Source organism: Actinacidiphila sp. bgisy167 (assembly GCF_057707665.1).
Map to the genome: position 1 here is coordinate 1 of NZ_JBYIQP010000045.1, position 14,814 is coordinate 14,814.

General features: G+C 70.8%; 14 protein-coding genes and 1 riboswitch. Of the genes, 8 read left to right on the forward strand and 6 right to left on the reverse strand.

The genetic code is table 11. From position 1 onward, the window contains the following. Positions 1-32 precede the first annotated feature (32 nt). Together AC3ET4_RS18215 and AC3ET4_RS18220 are read right to left on the reverse strand one after the other, a co-directional pair. Positions 33-1,805, reverse strand: a complete 1,773-nt coding sequence (locus AC3ET4_RS18215) for an ABC transporter substrate-binding protein (RefSeq protein ID WP_488175944.1) — start codon at positions 1,803-1,805, stop codon at positions 33-35. Positions 1,806-1,909: 104 nt separating this feature from the next. Further along, on the reverse strand, positions 1,910-2,902 hold the full coding sequence (locus tag AC3ET4_RS18220; protein WP_431950571.1) for an ABC transporter permease: 993 nt from the start codon (positions 2,900-2,902) through the stop codon (positions 1,910-1,912). 322 nt (positions 2,903-3,224) lie between these two features. On the opposite strand from AC3ET4_RS18220, the gene AC3ET4_RS18225 reads away from it, so the two are divergent. Next, positions 3,225-4,736: a DUF885 family protein gene (locus AC3ET4_RS18225; RefSeq protein WP_431950573.1), complete on the forward strand. Its 1,512-nt coding sequence runs from the start codon at positions 3,225-3,227 to the stop codon at positions 4,734-4,736. 334 nt (positions 4,737-5,070) lie between these two features. Here the strand turns inward: AC3ET4_RS18225 and AC3ET4_RS18230 are convergent, their stop codons facing one another. Both AC3ET4_RS18230 and AC3ET4_RS18235 read right to left on the reverse strand, forming a co-directional pair. After that, entirely contained in the window at positions 5,071-5,871 is an 801-nt protein-coding gene (locus AC3ET4_RS18230; protein WP_431950575.1) for an enhanced serine sensitivity protein SseB C-terminal domain-containing protein, read from the reverse strand. Between the two features lie 88 nt (positions 5,872-5,959). Then, positions 5,960-6,742: an enhanced serine sensitivity protein SseB gene (locus AC3ET4_RS18235; RefSeq protein ID WP_431950577.1), complete on the reverse strand. Its 783-nt coding sequence runs from the start codon at positions 6,740-6,742 to the stop codon at positions 5,960-5,962. Positions 6,743-6,923: 181 nt separating this feature from the next. On the opposite strand from AC3ET4_RS18235, the gene AC3ET4_RS18240 reads away from it, so the two are divergent. Beyond that, positions 6,924-7,679: a hypothetical protein gene (locus AC3ET4_RS18240; RefSeq protein WP_431950579.1), complete on the forward strand. Its 756-nt coding sequence runs from the start codon at positions 6,924-6,926 to the stop codon at positions 7,677-7,679. Positions 7,680-7,725: 46 nt separating this feature from the next. Here AC3ET4_RS18240 and AC3ET4_RS18245 read toward each other — a convergent pair whose 3' ends face one another. Beyond that, positions 7,726-8,403, reverse strand: a complete 678-nt coding sequence (locus AC3ET4_RS18245; protein ID WP_431950581.1) for an AAA family ATPase — start codon at positions 8,401-8,403, stop codon at positions 7,726-7,728. A gap of 171 nt (positions 8,404-8,574) precedes the next feature. After that, positions 8,575-8,675: riboswitch (glycine riboswitch) on the forward strand. A gap of 176 nt (positions 8,676-8,851) precedes the next feature. Here AC3ET4_RS18245 and gcvT point away from each other — a divergent pair. The 5 genes from gcvT to AC3ET4_RS18270 all read left to right on the forward strand — a co-directional run bounded on the left by gcvT (position 8,852) and on the right by AC3ET4_RS18270 (position 13,559). Further along, positions 8,852-9,964, forward strand: coding sequence for a glycine cleavage system aminomethyltransferase GcvT (gene gcvT / locus AC3ET4_RS18250; protein ID WP_431950583.1), 1,113 nt, complete (start codon positions 8,852-8,854; stop codon positions 9,962-9,964). 84 nt (positions 9,965-10,048) lie between these two features. After that, a complete protein-coding gene (gcvH, locus tag AC3ET4_RS18255) occupies positions 10,049-10,429 on the forward strand; it encodes a glycine cleavage system protein GcvH (protein ID WP_431950585.1) in 381 nt (126 codons plus the stop codon). A 61-nt stretch (positions 10,430-10,490) separates the two neighbouring features. Beyond that, complete coding sequence (gene glyA / locus AC3ET4_RS18260) at positions 10,491-11,762, forward strand: serine hydroxymethyltransferase (RefSeq protein WP_431950587.1); 1,272 nt, start codon at positions 10,491-10,493, stop codon at positions 11,760-11,762. A gap of 158 nt (positions 11,763-11,920) precedes the next feature. Beyond that, positions 11,921-13,303 (forward strand): L-serine ammonia-lyase, encoded by a 1,383-nt coding sequence (locus AC3ET4_RS18265; protein ID WP_431950589.1) that lies wholly within the window; start codon positions 11,921-11,923, stop codon positions 13,301-13,303. Between the two features lie 85 nt (positions 13,304-13,388). Then, positions 13,389-13,559: a TetR family transcriptional regulator gene (locus AC3ET4_RS18270; RefSeq protein WP_488175945.1), complete on the forward strand. Its 171-nt coding sequence runs from the start codon at positions 13,389-13,391 to the stop codon at positions 13,557-13,559. Here AC3ET4_RS18270 and AC3ET4_RS18275 read toward each other — a convergent pair. Continuing rightward, entirely contained in the window at positions 13,553-13,918 is a 366-nt protein-coding gene (locus AC3ET4_RS18275) for a hypothetical protein (protein WP_431950591.1), read from the reverse strand. The two genes, AC3ET4_RS18270 and AC3ET4_RS18275, sit on opposite strands and share 7 nt — an antisense overlap. A 62-nt stretch (positions 13,919-13,980) precedes the next feature. Between AC3ET4_RS18275 and AC3ET4_RS18280 the strand changes: the two genes are divergently transcribed. After that, the gene (locus AC3ET4_RS18280) at positions 13,981-14,475 is read left to right on the forward strand and encodes an SMI1/KNR4 family protein (RefSeq protein ID WP_431950593.1); all 495 of its coding nucleotides are present in this window, start codon (positions 13,981-13,983) and stop codon (positions 14,473-14,475) included. Positions 14,476-14,814 lie beyond the last annotated feature (339 nt).

The window sequence follows — 14,814 nt, forward strand, 5'->3', positions numbered from 1 at the left end:
GCGGGTGTGGCACTCGATCGATTCGAGGGTTGTTACTGCACGCCCAGCGAGGCGTAGTCGTAGCGGCCGTTGTACGCGTCGGCCGTGTAGACGTTGGTCAGGCGCGAGCTGCGCCAGATGATGTTCTTCTCGAAGGTGAAGGGCAGGTAGTACGCGCCCTCGGAGACCTTCTGGTTGATCTGCTTGTAGACCTCGGCCGCGGCGTTCGCGTCGGTCTGCTGCAGCGCCTGGTCGAACAGGCCGTCGATCGACTTGTCCTTGATCTCGGCGAAGTTGTTGTTGCCGCTCTCGAGGATGAACCGGCTGTCGACCAGCGGCTGCAGGAAGCCCTGGCCCGACGGGAAGTCGGCGCCCCAGCCCATGATGATGATGCCGTAGCCCTTGGACTTGACCGTCTTCGGGGCACCGATGATGCCGGAGGTCTGCGCACCGTCGAACTCGTCGAGCTCGGTGGTGATGCCGACCTTCTTCAGCGACTCCTGCAGCGACTCGGCCGTGGCGATCTCGATCGGCTTGTTGTTGCGGACCGCGATCGTGGTCTTGAAGCCGTTGGGCTGGCCGCAGGCCTTGAGTTCCTTCTTGGCCTCTTCGACGTTGCCCGTGGTGTCCTTCAGGACGTTGTACGGGTCGTACTTGCCGTCGGCGCCCTTGATGCCCAGCGGGAGCATGTTCGGGGCGATCGCGCCACCGGCCTGCGGGCCGCCGCGGGCGGTCTGCAGCGACTTGTGGTCGGCGGCGAGGATGACCGCCTTGCGGCAGTGGATGTTGTCCATCGGCTTGACCGTGGTCGGGAAGACCGCGTAGCGGATGAAGCCGGTGTCCGGGTTGTCGGCGTTGGCCTTGTTCTTGCCGAGCACCTCGGCGCGCGCGGCCTGGCCGACACCGGTGGCGTTGAGGTCCAGGTCGTAGTCGCCGTTGATCAGGCGCTTGTCCATGTCGTCGGCGTTGGTGGTCAGGGTGACCGTGATCTTGTCCGGCAGCGCCTTGCGGAGGTCGTCGGTGGACGCGCTCCAGTTGGTGTTGCGGACCAGGACCATCGACTTGTTCGGCGTGTACGACTGGAACTTGTACGGACCGCTGGAGAACGGCTTGAGGCCGTACTTCGCGCCGGTGTCCTTGTCGGCCTTGACCGGCGAGCCGGAGGGCATGGCCAGCATCTGCTCGAAGTCGCTGTTGGGCTTCGGCAGCTTGAAGATGATGGTCTTGTCGTCCGGCGTCTCGATGGCCTTCAGGCCGAGCTTGTCGGGCGACGTGTCCTTGTAGGGGCCCTTGTACTCACCCTTGGGGTCGAGCACCTGCTGCAGGTAGATCGGACCGCCGGAGATGACGTCCTGAGCCCAGATGCGCTCGATGCCGTACTTGACGTCCTTGGAGGTCAGCGGCGAGCCGTCCTCCCACTTCAGGCCGTCCTTCAGTGTGTACGTGTAGGTCTTGCCGTCGTCGCTGATCTTCGCGTTGGAGGTCGCGAGGTCCGGCTTCAGCGTGGTGCTGGCCAGACCCGGCTCCGGGCTGAAGGAGACCAGCTGGCGGGTGTAGTACCGGGCGAAGTCCCACATGAAGCCGTAGTAACCGCGCTGCGGGTCCCAAGAGTCGGCGTCCTGCGTCCCGATGAACTTGAGCGTGCCGCCCTTCTTGTCGGACGCGTTCGCCACCTTGTTGATGGCGGCGTTGAATCCGGGGGCCTTGGCGTTGCCTTCGGACTTGCCACCGCCGCCTCCGCCGCAAGCGGCGGTGGACAGCAGCGTGGCGACCACGACGGCCGTCCCTGCGGCCAGCCTGCGCCTCGATGAGCGTGGGGATGTCACTTTTCCGTAACCTCCGTGATTCGCGGTCCGCGGCCTTCGGCGGACCTGCGGTCCTTCTCGGTGAGAAGCCACCTGACGGGAATGGCAGGGGCGGTATGCGTGGGCTAGCGGGAGCCCTTCGGGTCCAGCGCATCCCGTACGCCGTCACCGAAGAGGTTGAAGGCGAGCACGGTGATGAAGATCGCGAGGCCCGGGATCAGCATGAAGATCGGGTCCGTCTCATAGAAGGACAGCGCCTTGAAGAGCATCTGCCCCCACGAGGAGGTGGGCGGCTTCACACCGACCCCGAGGAAGCTCAGGGCGGCCTCGGTGAGGATGTTCGTCGGGATCATCAGCGTCGCGTAGACGGTGATCGGGGCGACGAGGTTGGGCAGCAGTTCCCGGAAGAGGATGTAACTACGGCCGGCGCCGAGGCTGCGTGCCGCGTCGACATATTCGCGTTCCCTCAGGCTCAGGGTCTGGCCGCGGACGATGCGGCCGACGTACGGCCAGCCGAAGAAGCCGATCACCACCACCAGGACGCCCATGCGCACGCCGGTACCGCTGAAGCCCAGCAGCGAGTTCGGCATGACCGAGACCAAGGACATGATGAAGAGCAGCTGGGGGAAGGCCAGGAGGACGTCCATCACGCGGCCGATGGCAGCGTCGACCCAACCGCCGAAGTAGCCGGCCATGATGCCGAAGAAGGTACCGAGGACCACGGCGACGACCGCCGACAGGAAGGCCACCAGCAGGGAGATGCGCGTGCCGTAGACGATGCGGCTGAAGACGTCGCGGCCGTTGACCGGCTCCACGCCGAAGAGGTAATCCCCGCTGACGCCGCCCCACTTGCCGGTGGGGGTGCCGAAGAGGGGGTCGATCTTGTCCTCGTGGAAGTCGTTCGGCGGGTGTCCGAGGGCGCTGACGATGAGGGGGGCGAAGACCGCGACCAGGATGAGGAAGACGACGATCACGCCGCCTGCCAGCGCCACCTTGTCGCGCTTGAGGCGCATCCATGCGATACGCCCGGGTGAACGGCCCTCGATCGCCTTCGCGGGTGTGTCGGCGGCGAGGTCGGCGACGGTCGTCTCGGCGGTGTCGTGCAGCGGTGCTGTCATGTCTCCTCGTGCATCCCCCTGCCGGCGGTGGCCGACTTCGCCTGGCCGTCCGCCCGGGTCGACGGAGCGGACCACCATGTCGGGCGCAGCTCTTGTGGTGGTGCGGTGGCGCTGGGCTGTGGTTTCGTGGTTTTGACGAACGGTTGGACGACGCGCTGGCCGCCTTGGTGCGCGAGTCTTCATGGGGGCGCCGATCACGCGCCAGACCCCGCGGGGAAAGGATGCGCAACCGTGATGTGATGACTGTTCGTCCGCTATTACCGCAGTGTTACGCGCGTTGACACATCGCCGCGGCACATGGGGAGTCGCTACCGTCGATGCCATGAATGATCGGCTTCGCTCGGTGTGCGACCTGATGGTCCCCGTGGTCAGGGAGATGGCGGGACTCCACGAGTACGACGGCCAGGTGCAGGATCTGTCGCCCGACGGCGTCCGCCGGGGACTGTCCTCGCTCGCCCACGCCCGGCTGCGCGAACCGGCCCTCGCCGACCCCCATGACGAGCGGCACCTCTCGGTCTTCGAGGACACCCTCAAGGTCCAGTACGGCGAACTGGAACTGCACCGTCGCGACCCTTATCCGCATGTGTCCAATCTGGAACTCACTGCCTACGACCGCGAGTACGCGCCCAGGCAGGAGCTGGCCGAGGCCCGCAGACGCCACCTGCAGCAGTGGCCGGACGCCGTGGACGCGGCCATCGCGTCGCTCGACCGGGTGAGCGCGCCGGTCGCCGGGGCACTCCTCGGGGCGGTTCGCGGCCTGGCCGCCGACCTCGACCCGGACGCCGAGCCGGAGGCCGGCCCCGCACTCGCCGCGCACTCCCGGCTGGTCGACCACATCGCACGCGCCGCCGAGACGGGCGATCCCGACCCGCGACTGGGCGGGCAGGCGCTGTCCTTGCTGATGGGCAGTCAGGAAGGTTTGCGGGTCGACCTGTCGGCCCTGGCCGACGAGGCCGAGCGCGAGCGGGACCGGCTCACCGCACTCCTCACGGACTCCTGCGCACGGCTGGACCCGAAGGCCGGCGTGGCGGAGCTCATCCCGCGACTGCTGGCCGACCATCCGGAGGCGGACGAGGTCATCCCCGAGGCCGCCCGGCTCACCGACGAGGTCATCGACTTCACCCGCCGGCGGGGTCTCGTGCCCTGGCTGGACGGCGACTGTCTCGTCGGGCCGGCGCCGCCCTCGCGCCGCTGGTCCATGGCAATGATGAGCTGGGCCGCGCCGGAGGAGGCCGACTCCGCCTCCTGGTACCACGTCACCCCTCCGGAGCCGGACTGGCCGGAGGAGGAACGCGAGGAGTGGCTCTCGGTCTTCAGCCGCACGAGCCTGCCGGCGATCACCGTCCACGAGGTGGCGCCCGGTCATTTCGCCCACGGACGGGCATTGCGGCACGCACCGACGCAGGTGCAGCGTGTCCTGCACTCGTTGTCCTTCTGCGAGGGCTGGGCGCATTACGTCGAGGAGGTCTGCCTCGAGGAGGGCTTCCGTGCCCGCGACCCCCGCTTCGCGATCGGCGTGGCCCTGGAGGCGCTCGTACGCGTCACCCGGCTCGCGTGCGCCATCGGGCTGCACACGGGGGCCATGACGCTGGAGGAGGCCACGCAGCGCTTCATGCGCGACGCCCACCTCGCACGGGCCGGCGCGGCCTCCGAGGCGCGGCGCGGCACCTTCGACGCGGCGTACGGGCGTTACACCTGGGGCAAGCTGGAGATCATGCGGTTGCGGGAGCGGGCCCGGCGCGCCTGGGGGCCGGAGTTCTCACTGCAGCGGTTCCACGGTGCCCTGCTGGAGCTGGGCAGCCCGCCGCTGGGGCTTCTCGACGCGATCCTCTGAGGCGCCGCCCTCAATGCGCCGTGCAGGCGTTCGGGGGCGGTCGGGCGTGGCGGGCCGTCTCCCGCCCGCCCGTCGCCGTCGACGCTCGCGTGCACGCCGAGCGGGCGGAGCGCGCCGCCCGCAAGCCGCCGGCGGACAGGCGGCGCCCACAGGGGCGCCTCGCTCCACCCGCGGCACCGCACGGGCGGCGGCGGAAAGGCCCGCCGCGGTCAACGGACCGCGACCGCCGACGGCCCGGCGGCAGCCGCGAGGTCCACCACCGCACACGACCGCGACACCGTGCCGCCGCAGGGTGGCCGACGGCACCGCTGCCGCGGGCGTGCCGACGGATGCCTCAGTAGGACCGCGGGGGCCAGCCGTACGCGGCCCCGGGCGCACTCGGAGCACCCGGCGCACCGGGGACGCCCGGCGCGCCGTGGGCGTCGCGGGAGTAGAAGGGCTGCGCCGAGGCCCGCATCCACAGGCCGACCGGGTCGTACTCGTCGGTGAGCGCGACCGTGGCGACGGGCAGTCCCGGCGGCACCGCCCCGAGGGCGGACTGCATCATCAGCCGCACGGAGTCCGCCGCCTGCGGCCCGGCGTCGTAGAGGTCGACGCCGATCGCCAGATACGGCTCGCCCAGCACGGGCTGCACCCAGGCGCGCCGCAACGACCTGACGGCCGGGGTGCGATGGGCCTGCTGGGACAACAGGGCGTAGTAGTGGGGGATCTGGAGCGCGGGCTCGCCGATCCTCAGCGGTCCGGCCGGGGAGCGGTCGAGGCCGAGGCAGACGCGCCGCAGGTCGGGCCAGGGGATGCCGACGCCGCCGCCCGGGGCGTGCGGGTTGAGCCACAGCCCCCAGCGGTCGGGGAAGAGCGAGGCGGCGATCTCCCGACCGGACACCACCTCGTGGGCCCGGTCCCAGCCGCAGGCGCCGAGCTCCTGCGGCGAGGTCACGCAGGGCGCGTAGCCGTGGCCGCCGACCTCCATGTTGCCGTACTGCGCGTCCGCCCCGCCGGGCGTGCCCTGCCAGAGCAGCATCCACACCTGGCTGTCGGCGAGGGTGCGCAGCAGTTCCTCGTAGGCGTCGAACCTACCGGGCGTCACCTGCCGGAGCGCGTGCTCCAGTCCGCCCCCTCCCACGCCGGCGCTCACGTGCCCCGCCCTTCCGTGTCTGCCTTGCCGCGTCGTCTGCTTCTCGGTCGGCTTCGCCGCATGCCTCTGGTGTCGTGCCGGACCCAGGTTAAGCGCCCGAGCCGACATAGAAGGGTCGCACGCGCTCCAGCATCCAGTCGCCGACGGGGTCCTGCGCGACGTCCAGCAGCACCAGGTTGACCTGCCAGGGCAGCGGTACGGCGCCGAGCGCGCGTCCGAGGGCGCCCATGGCGGCGGCCCGGTCCTCCTCCTGCCAGCGGTCGAGTTCGACCCCCACGAAGAGCGTGGCGGGGTCGCCCTCGACGCTGGCCAGCGCGCGGCGGGCGGAGAGCACGACGGGGGTCACTGCGAACTCGCCCGCGGCGGCGGCCAGGAAGTCGACCGGCTCCTCGTCCGGCGAGGGCTCCCACAGCCGGACCCGGGCGCCGGTCGGGGTGCCGGGCTCGCGGTCGGTGCGGCACAGCTCCATCACCGCGGCGGGCGGCAGCGGAATGCCCACCGCGCCCCCCGGGTTCACGGCGATCCCGAGCTGCGGGGGCAGCCCGCGGGCGAACTCCCGGGCGGGTGCGACGGCGAAGCTCATACCGGAGCCGGCGGCCATGAACTGCGCTTCCGAGCTGAAGACAGGCACATAGACGCCACCGTCGAGTTCGAGGGTCGGCAGGTCGAGGTCCGCGCTGTCGGGGCCGCCGCCGTTCGGCAGCGGGATCCACACCTGGGAACGCCCGAGCACCTCCAGCACCCGGGCCGTGGCACCCGGATCGCCGAGTGCCGCGGAGAGCACTTCCTCGAGCTCGTTGGCGGGCCAGCCGCCGGCACCGTGGACCGGCGGGGCGAAGCCGTCCGGTATCCGCTGCCCCGGGATGTTCACTGCGTCTCGCCTCGCAAGTTCCTGTGGTGTGCGCTCGGTGGAAACCCTATCCGGCGGCAGGCCCCCAGACCTCCGCATCACACGCTTGTCACACCATGCGATGGTCCGGTTGCGAAGCGTCACATCGCCTCCGAAGGTAGGACGAGCAAGGAGAAAACCCTCAACCGGGAGATATCTCGACATGCGCATCACCAGGATCAACTCCACCCTCATAGCGGCAGCAGTGTGCGCCTCGCTGACGATGGGCTTCGCCGGCACCGCCGACGCCCACGCCCCGGTTCGCATCGCGGCTGCCGACATCTCCAAGGCGGCGGATTCCGCCGACGCGGCGGCCGCCACCCGAGCCGAGCTGATCGCGAAGCTGGGTGACACGCTGTCCTATGGCGCCCGGATCACCCAGGACGCCCAGGCTCAGTCCCCGGACGGGGGTAGTTTGCAGGAGCTGAGCTCCCGTCTGGCGGAGGCGAGCCGCCAGTTCGCCGGCCTCATCGACACGGCCGCCGCGCAGAGCGTGGGCCAGTCGCCCGACCAGTCCGGACTGGCGGCCGGCCGCGCCAAGGACGGCGCCGCGGAAGAGGGCGCCAAGGAAGGTGCCAAGGACGGCGCCAAGGCGGCGGCCGGCACCATCGACGAGATCAAGGCGCAGCTGGACAAGCTGATCACCGACGTGGCCGCCCTGGTCACCGCCGTGATCTCGGGGGATATCACGGCCGTGGCGGCGCAGATCGCCGTCGTGGTCGGGGACCTCCAGGCGATTCTGCTGCTGGTGCCGCAGCTGCTGACCGACATCCTCGTGCCGCTGCCGCTGCCGTTCGGCAACGACGCGGCGCTGTCGCCGCTGTCCCCCGCGGTTCCCGGTGCGCCCGAGCTGTCCCCCGCAACACCCCAGACGGTGTTCGAGGCGCCGCAGGCGCTCGCTGAGCCGCAGTTGCAGTAGCAGGACCCCTGCGGGGCGAGCCCCGCACGCGACGCGGCCCGGCCGCTCAGCCGTCGAAGTCGATGGCCTCGAGCTCCCGGGCCGCTGCGCGGTCCAGCAGCACCACCGAGGCGCACGCCCGGGGCAGCCGGCCCGCCGCCGCCTCGGCCAGCAGGCGGCGGGAGGCGTTGCGGTGCCGGGCCATGGCGTACGCCGACACCCCCCGGCCGCGCCGGCGCTGGCCGTCCAGCGCGGCGCCCACCGGGACGTCCAGCAGCACCAGGTGCATCCCCCGCCCCCGGCGCCGTGCCTCACGGGCGACCCAGGCGCGCACCCAGCGCTGGGTGCCGCAGTCGTGCAGGACGACGCTGTCGCCCGAGCGCAGCGCCCGCCGGAGCCCCGCGTAGTGCGCGATCCGCACCAGGGGGCGGTAGAGGGCGTAGGGCAGCAGCCTCGGGACCCGGGCCTGCCAGCGCTCCCTGACGTCCTGAGAGTCGATCAGACGGGCGCCGCCCGCCGCGCGCCGCATGAGGGTGGTCTTGCCGCCGCCCGGGAGGCCGGAGACCACCAGGACGTCCCCCGGCGGATAGCGCAGGGTGCGCACGGGCCGGCGCCCCCGCCGCAGATCGAGCAGCCGGCGCGGCCGCACGGCGCGGCCGCCGCGGCGCGCCTCCCCGGCCCGCGCCGGGACCGGCCGGGACGCGGCCGGACCCCCGGCCGTCGCATACGCACTCTGCCACCGCACAGCTCGCCTCCGGGTCAGATGTTCAAGAAACAGTAAATCCTGTGTCTTTGCTTACCCAGAGAAGCGGCGGCGTTACTGCGCGATCAGGACCGGACCCGGACATCCGGCACGCGATCGCGACAACGACCGGCGCCGTGCAATGATGGCGCCCTCAACCTCATAGCGGCCGTTCGAGGTCGCGCGGGAGAGTTTCCGCACCACCGCGGTGGTGCGGACGCCGAAGGAGCAAGTCCTCCCTTGAATCTCTCAGGCACAGATACCGCGCGTCCGAGGCAGATCTGAAAAGCGGGCGAACCTCCCGGCCACGGAGCGCCGCCCCACCCAAGGTGCAAACCAGGACTCCTCCCGTCGGAGGGTCCAGGTGAACCTCTCAGGTTCCGATGACAGATGGGGAGGACCTGACCCGTCATCGCCCTACCTGTCCCCTCTCGCCTTGGGAGTCCGCCCGATGAGTGAACCCCGCCGTACCGCACTGGACGCGCTGCACCGCGCCCTCGGCGCCACCATGACCGACTTCGCGGGCTGGGACATGCCCCTGCGGTACGCCAGCGAGCGCGACGAGCACACCGCCGTGCGGACCCGGGCCGGCCTCTTCGACCTGTCCCACATGGGCGAGATCACCGTCACCGGTCCCGCCGCCGGCGAAGCGCTGGACTACGCGCTGGTCGGCCACATCTCGGCGCTGGCCGTGGGTCGCGCCCGCTACACGATGATCTGCGCGCCCGACGGCGGTATCCTCGACGACCTGATCGTCTACCGCCTCGGCGACGAGGAGTACATGGTCGTCGCCAACGCCTCCAACGCCCAGGTCGTGCTCGACGCGGTGACCGAGCGTGCCGCCGGCTTCGACGCCGCGGTCCGCGACGACCGGGACGCCTACGCGCTGATCGCCGTCCAGGGCCCCCTCTCCCCCGCCATCGTGAAGTCGGTCACCGACGCCGACCTGGACGGGCTGAAGTACTACGCGGGGCTGCCCGGCACCGTCGCCGGCGTCCCCGCGCTGATCGCCCGCACGGGCTACACGGGCGAGGACGGGTTCGAGCTGTTCGTCGCACCGGCCGACGCCGAGAAGCTGTGGCAGGCGCTGACCGAGGCCGGAGCGGACGCGGGCCTCGTGCCGTGCGGCCTGTCCTGCCGCGACACGCTGCGCCTGGAGGCGGGCATGCCGCTGTACGGTCACGAACTGACCACCGCGCTCACCCCCTTCGACGCCGGGCTCGGCCGGGTCGTGAAGTTCGACAAGCCGGGTGACTTCGTGGGCCGCGAGGCGCTGGTCGCGGCCGCCGCCAAGGCCGAGGCGCAACCGCCGCGCAAGCTGGTCGGCCTGGTCGCCGAGGGCCGCCGGGTCCCCCGGGCGGGCTACGCCGTGGTGGCGGGCGGCGAGGTCGTCGGCGAGGTGACCTCCGGAGCCCCGTCCCCGACCCTGGGCAAGCCGATCGCCATGGCGTACGTGGACGCCGCGCACGCCGCGCCGGGCAGCCCCGGTGTGGGCGTGGACATCCGCGGTACCCATGAGCCGTACGAGGTGGTGGCCCTGCCGTTCTACAAGCGGCAGCGCTGACGCCCCGCCCGCTTCCGGCGCCCGCGTCTTACCTGTCAAGACAGCCATTCACCAGCACATACCGTCATCCAGGAGAATTGAGCCATGAGCAACCCCCAGCAGCTGCGGTACAGCAAGGAGCACGAGTGGGTCTCGGCCCCCGACGCGGACGGCGTGGCCTCGGTGGGCATCACCGAGCACGCGGCGAACGCCCTCGGCGACGTGGTCTACGTCCAGCTCCCGGCGGTCGGCGACACGGTCGCCGCGGGCGAGACCTGTGGTGAGCTGGAGTCGACCAAGTCGGTCAGCGATCTGTACGCCCCGGTCTCCGGTGAGGTCGCCGAGGTCAACGAGGACGTCGTGGGCGACCCCTCGCTGGTGAACACGGCGGCCTTCGAGGGCGGCTGGCTGTTCAAGGTGAAGGTCTCCGAGGAGCCGGGCGACCTGCTCTCCGCGGACGAGTACACCGCCTTCATCGGCGACTGACGCCCACGGCTGCCGACCGCTCCGCCCTGCCCACTCCGACTTCCGGACGGATGACATCCTGATGTCGCTTCTCAACAGCTCACTCCATGAGCTCGACCCCGACGTCGCCGCCGCCGTCGACGCCGAACTGAACCGCCAGCAGTCCACCCTCGAGATGATCGCCTCGGAGAACTTCGCTCCGGTCGCGGTGCTCCAGGCCCAGGGCTCGGTGCTGACCAACAAGTACGCCGAGGGGTACCCCGGCCGCCGCTACTACGGCGGTTGCGAGCACGTCGACGTCGTCGAGCAGCTCGCGATCGACCGCGTCAAGGCGCTCTTCGGCGCCGAGCACGCCAACGTCCAGCCGCACTCGGGCGCGCAGGCCAACGCCGCCGCGATGTTCGCGCTGCTCAGCCCCGGCGACACGATCCTGGGTCTGAACCTCGCCCACGGCGGGCACCTGACCCACGGCATGAAGATCAACTTCTCCGGCAAGCTCTACAACGTGGCCGCGTACCACGTGGACGCGGAGACCGGGCAGGTCGACATGGCCGAGGTCGAGCGCCTGGCCCGGGAGTCCCGCCCGAAGCTGATCATCGCCGGCTGGTCGGCCTACCCCCGGCAGCTGGACTTCGCGGCCTTCCGCCGGATCGCCGACGAGGTCGGCGCGTACCTGATGGTCGACATGGCGCACTTCGCCGGTCTGGTGGCGGCGGGGCTGCACCCCTCCCCTGTGCCGTACGCGGACGTCGTCACCACGACCACGCACAAGACCCTGGGCGGTCCGCGCGGCGGCGTGATCCTGAGCAAGGCGGAGCTCGCGAAGAAGATCAACTCGGCGGTCTTCCCTGGCCAGCAGGGCGGCCCGCTGGAGCACGTCATCGCCGCGAAGGCGGTCGCCTTCAAGGTCGCGGCGAGCGAGGAGTTCAAGGACCGCCAGGTCCGCACCCTGGAGGGCGCGAAGATCCTCGCCGAGCGGCTGACCCAGCCCGACGTCACCGCGGCGGGCGTCTCGGTGCTGTCCGGCGGCACCGACGTCCACCTGGTCCTGGTCGACCTGCGCGACAGCGAGCTCGACGGGCAGCAGGCCGAGGACCGGCTGCACGAGATCGGCATCACGGTCAACCGCAACGCCGTCCCGAACGACCCGCGCCCGCCGATGGTCACCTCCGGACTGCGCATCGGCACCCCGGCCCTGGCCACCCGCGGCTTCGGCGCGGAGGACTTCCGCGAGGTCGCCGACATCATCGCCGCGGCCCTGAAGCCGCACTTCGACGCGGAGACCGCCAAGGCGCTCGGCGCCCGCGTCACCGCCCTGGCCGACAAGCACCCGCTCTACCCCGGCCTGAAGTAGCGAGCGTCACCGGTGTGCGGGGCCCGTCCCACAAGGAGGGTCCCGCACACTGAGAACCGCGTGCGGCGCACCCACGCCACCCCACGTACCACTCCGGCGGCGACCCCGCCGCCCGCCCGCGCACAACAGGGTCCGCGAACCCGAGGAGTCATCGCACCGTGGCCATCTCCGTCTTCGACCTCTTCTCGATCGGCATAGGCCCGTCCAGCTCCCATACGGTGGGCCCGATGCGCGCCGCCCGGATGTTCGCCCAGCGGCTGAAGAACGACGGTCTGCTGGCCGGCATCGCCTCCGTGCGCGCCGAGCTCTACGGCTCCCTCGGCGCGACGGGCCACGGCCACGGCACCCCCAAGGCGGTGCTGCTGGGCCTGGAGGGGCACTCCCCCCGCACGGTCGACGTGGACACGGCCGACGAGCGCGTCGAACGGATCCGCACCGACCGCCGCATCAGCCTGCTCGGGGCCCACGAGATCCCGTTCTCGCCCGACAACGACCTGATCCTGCACCGCCGCCGCTCGCTGCCGTATCACGCCAACGGCATGACGCTCTTCGCGTACGACGAGACCGGCGCGCCCGTGCTGGAGAAGACCTACTACTCGGTCGGCGGCGGCTTCGTCGTCGACGAGGACGCGGTCGGCGAGGACCGCATCAAGCTGGACGACACCGTGCTGAAGTACCCCTTCCGCACGGGTGACGAGCTGCTGCGGCTCACCCGGGAGACCGGGCTGTCCATCTCCGGCCTGATGCTGGAGAACGAGAAGGCCTGGCGCACCGAGGCGGAGATCCGCGCGGGGCTGCTGGAGATCTGGCGGGTGATGCGGGACTGCGTGCAGGCCGGGCTGAACCGCGAGGGCATCCTCCCCGGCGGCCTCAAGGTCCGCCGCCGCGCCTCGGCCACCGCCCGTCAGCTGCGCGCCGAGGGCGACACGGCGGCGCACGCCATGGAGTGGGTCACCCTCTACGCCATGGCCGTCAACGAGGAGAACGCCGCCGGCGGCCGGGTCGTCACCGCCCCCACCAACGGCGCCGCCGGCATCATCCCGGCCGTGCTGCACTACTACGTGAACTTCGTGGCCGAGCGCTCGACGGAGGCGGAGAAGGAGGACGACGTCGTCCGCTTCCTGCTCGCGGCGGGTGCGATCGGCATGCTCTTCAAGGAGAACGCCTCCATCTCCGGCGCCGAGGTCGGCTGCCAGGGCGAGGTCGGCTCCGCCTGCTCCATGGCCGCGGGCGGCCTGGCCGAGGTCCTCGGCGGCGGCCCGGAGAAGGTCGAGAACGCCGCCGAGATCGGCATGGAGCACAACCTCGGTCTCACCTGCGACCCGGTCGGCGGGCTCGTCCAGATCCCCTGCATCGAGCGCAACGGCATGGCCGCGGTCAAGGCCGTCACCGCGGCGCGCATGGCGATGCGCGGGGACGGGCGGCACCACGTCTCCCTCGACAAGGTCATCAAGACCATGAAGGAGACCGGGGCCGACATGAAGGTCAAGTACAAGGAGACCGCGCGGGGCGGGCTCGCGGTGAACGTCATCGAGTGCTAGGGAAACAGGCCCTGACCTGCGAATTCCCATCTTTCGCAGCTGTCAGGGCCTTCCCTGTCTGCTCCCTCGGCACGGGTTCGACGCCGTGACCGTCACGGAGATCGCCTCCGGGGCGGGTGTGGCGCGGAGCACGTTCTTCCGCTACTTCCCGGACAAGGCGGACGTGTTCTTCCATGACGACGAAGCCGCACATCTCCTGCTCGCTAGAGCCGTGGCGGGAGCAGCCCGCACCAAGGCGCGCTCGGAGTTTCACTGACCGAAGCGCTGCGAGCCGCCCACTCCGCCTGCCTCGTACTCGCCGACTCCAAGGCCATCCAGGCCCTGCGTTTCCGTTTCCCGATGCGCCAGCAGCTCATCGCCCAGCCACCCCAGCTCCAGGCCTGCAGCCTCGTCAAGGAACGCGCACACACCGACGTCCTGGAAGCGGCACTGATCGAGCAGGGCACCGATCCCCTCATCGCCCGAGGGCACGTTGCGCGCTTCGGGTACCGAACGGCGGCGCCTCTCCGGGCCCTGCAAGGCGCCGCCGTCCATGAGCCGTGACTGCACGGCGCCCCCGACCGAGGCATGCCAGCGCTGTCTACACTGGAAGAAGTTACAATATTCCCCGTCCACGACGCGGAACCACGTTTGGCGTTGCGCCGCAAGACCATTGGAAGACGCATATGGCCGCTCCCGTGACCGTCCCGGAATGGCTAGAGTTCCTGACTGCTCCTGGCACCGACTGGCCTGGTACGCTGCCCGCGAACGAGGGCGCGGTCCGTGCCGTCGAGCAGCGGCTCGGCCTCTCGCTGCCCCCCAGCTACCGGAACTTTCTGCTGGTCAGCGATGGTTGGGAGGAGATGCCCACCAACGCGGGCACGTTGCGAACGGCCGACGCGATCGGCTGGTACCCCGAGACGGACCCGGAGATGTGGACCGCTTGGTTCGGGCCGGACATGGACTTCCCCGACCTGGAGTCCGCGCTCAGACGGTGCGTACTGATCACTACCGACTCCGTCCAGGGCGACGTCTGGGTACTCAGCGCGGACCACATCGGTGCGAACGGCGAGTGGCGGGCCTACGAGTGGTGGCCGGGTGATGACGGCTCCCTGTTGCCTCATGACAGCTTCGGCTCACTGTTGCTCAGCGCACGCGACGCATGGGTGCTCGAACGGGCGGCGGAAGCCTGATGCTGACCGACACCGGCGTCATGTCCGGGGCTGCGGTCTTGCCGGCCGACGCCGCTTCGCCGGCCGACGCTTGTCGGAATCCGTCTTCCACCGATTCCGGCTGGTCGAGGGGCGTGTCGTCCCTCGCCTCCGTGAAACGGTAGCCGTCGCCGAGTGCCTGTCGGACTGGCGCTCTTGAACCCGCACGCGCTCACAGCGGAGTGATGTCGGCCACCGCGGAGGCCGGCCGGCCGCACGATCGCCCGCCGCCACCCCGCCCGGATCGCGATGGGCGCAACCCCCCACGCCGAAGGCTCCGGCAGTCGACGACCCTCCCGAAAGCCCTACCACCCGCGGGGC

Coding starts and splice junctions, on each gene's coding strand:
- AC3ET4_RS18240 (WP_431950579.1), top strand. CDS start 6,924: ATGCGCATCACCAGGATCAACTCCACCCTCATAGCGGCAGCAGTGTGC.
- gcvH (WP_431950585.1), top strand. CDS start 10,049: ATGAGCAACCCCCAGCAGCTGCGGTACAGCAAGGAGCACGAGTGGGTC.
- glyA (WP_431950587.1), top strand. CDS start 10,491: ATGTCGCTTCTCAACAGCTCACTCCATGAGCTCGACCCCGACGTCGCC.
- AC3ET4_RS18225 (WP_431950573.1), top strand. CDS start 3,225: ATGAATGATCGGCTTCGCTCGGTGTGCGACCTGATGGTCCCCGTGGTC.
- gcvT (WP_431950583.1), top strand. CDS start 8,852: ATGAGTGAACCCCGCCGTACCGCACTGGACGCGCTGCACCGCGCCCTC.
- AC3ET4_RS18220 (WP_431950571.1), bottom strand. CDS start 2,902: ATGACAGCACCGCTGCACGACACCGCCGAGACGACCGTCGCCGACCTC.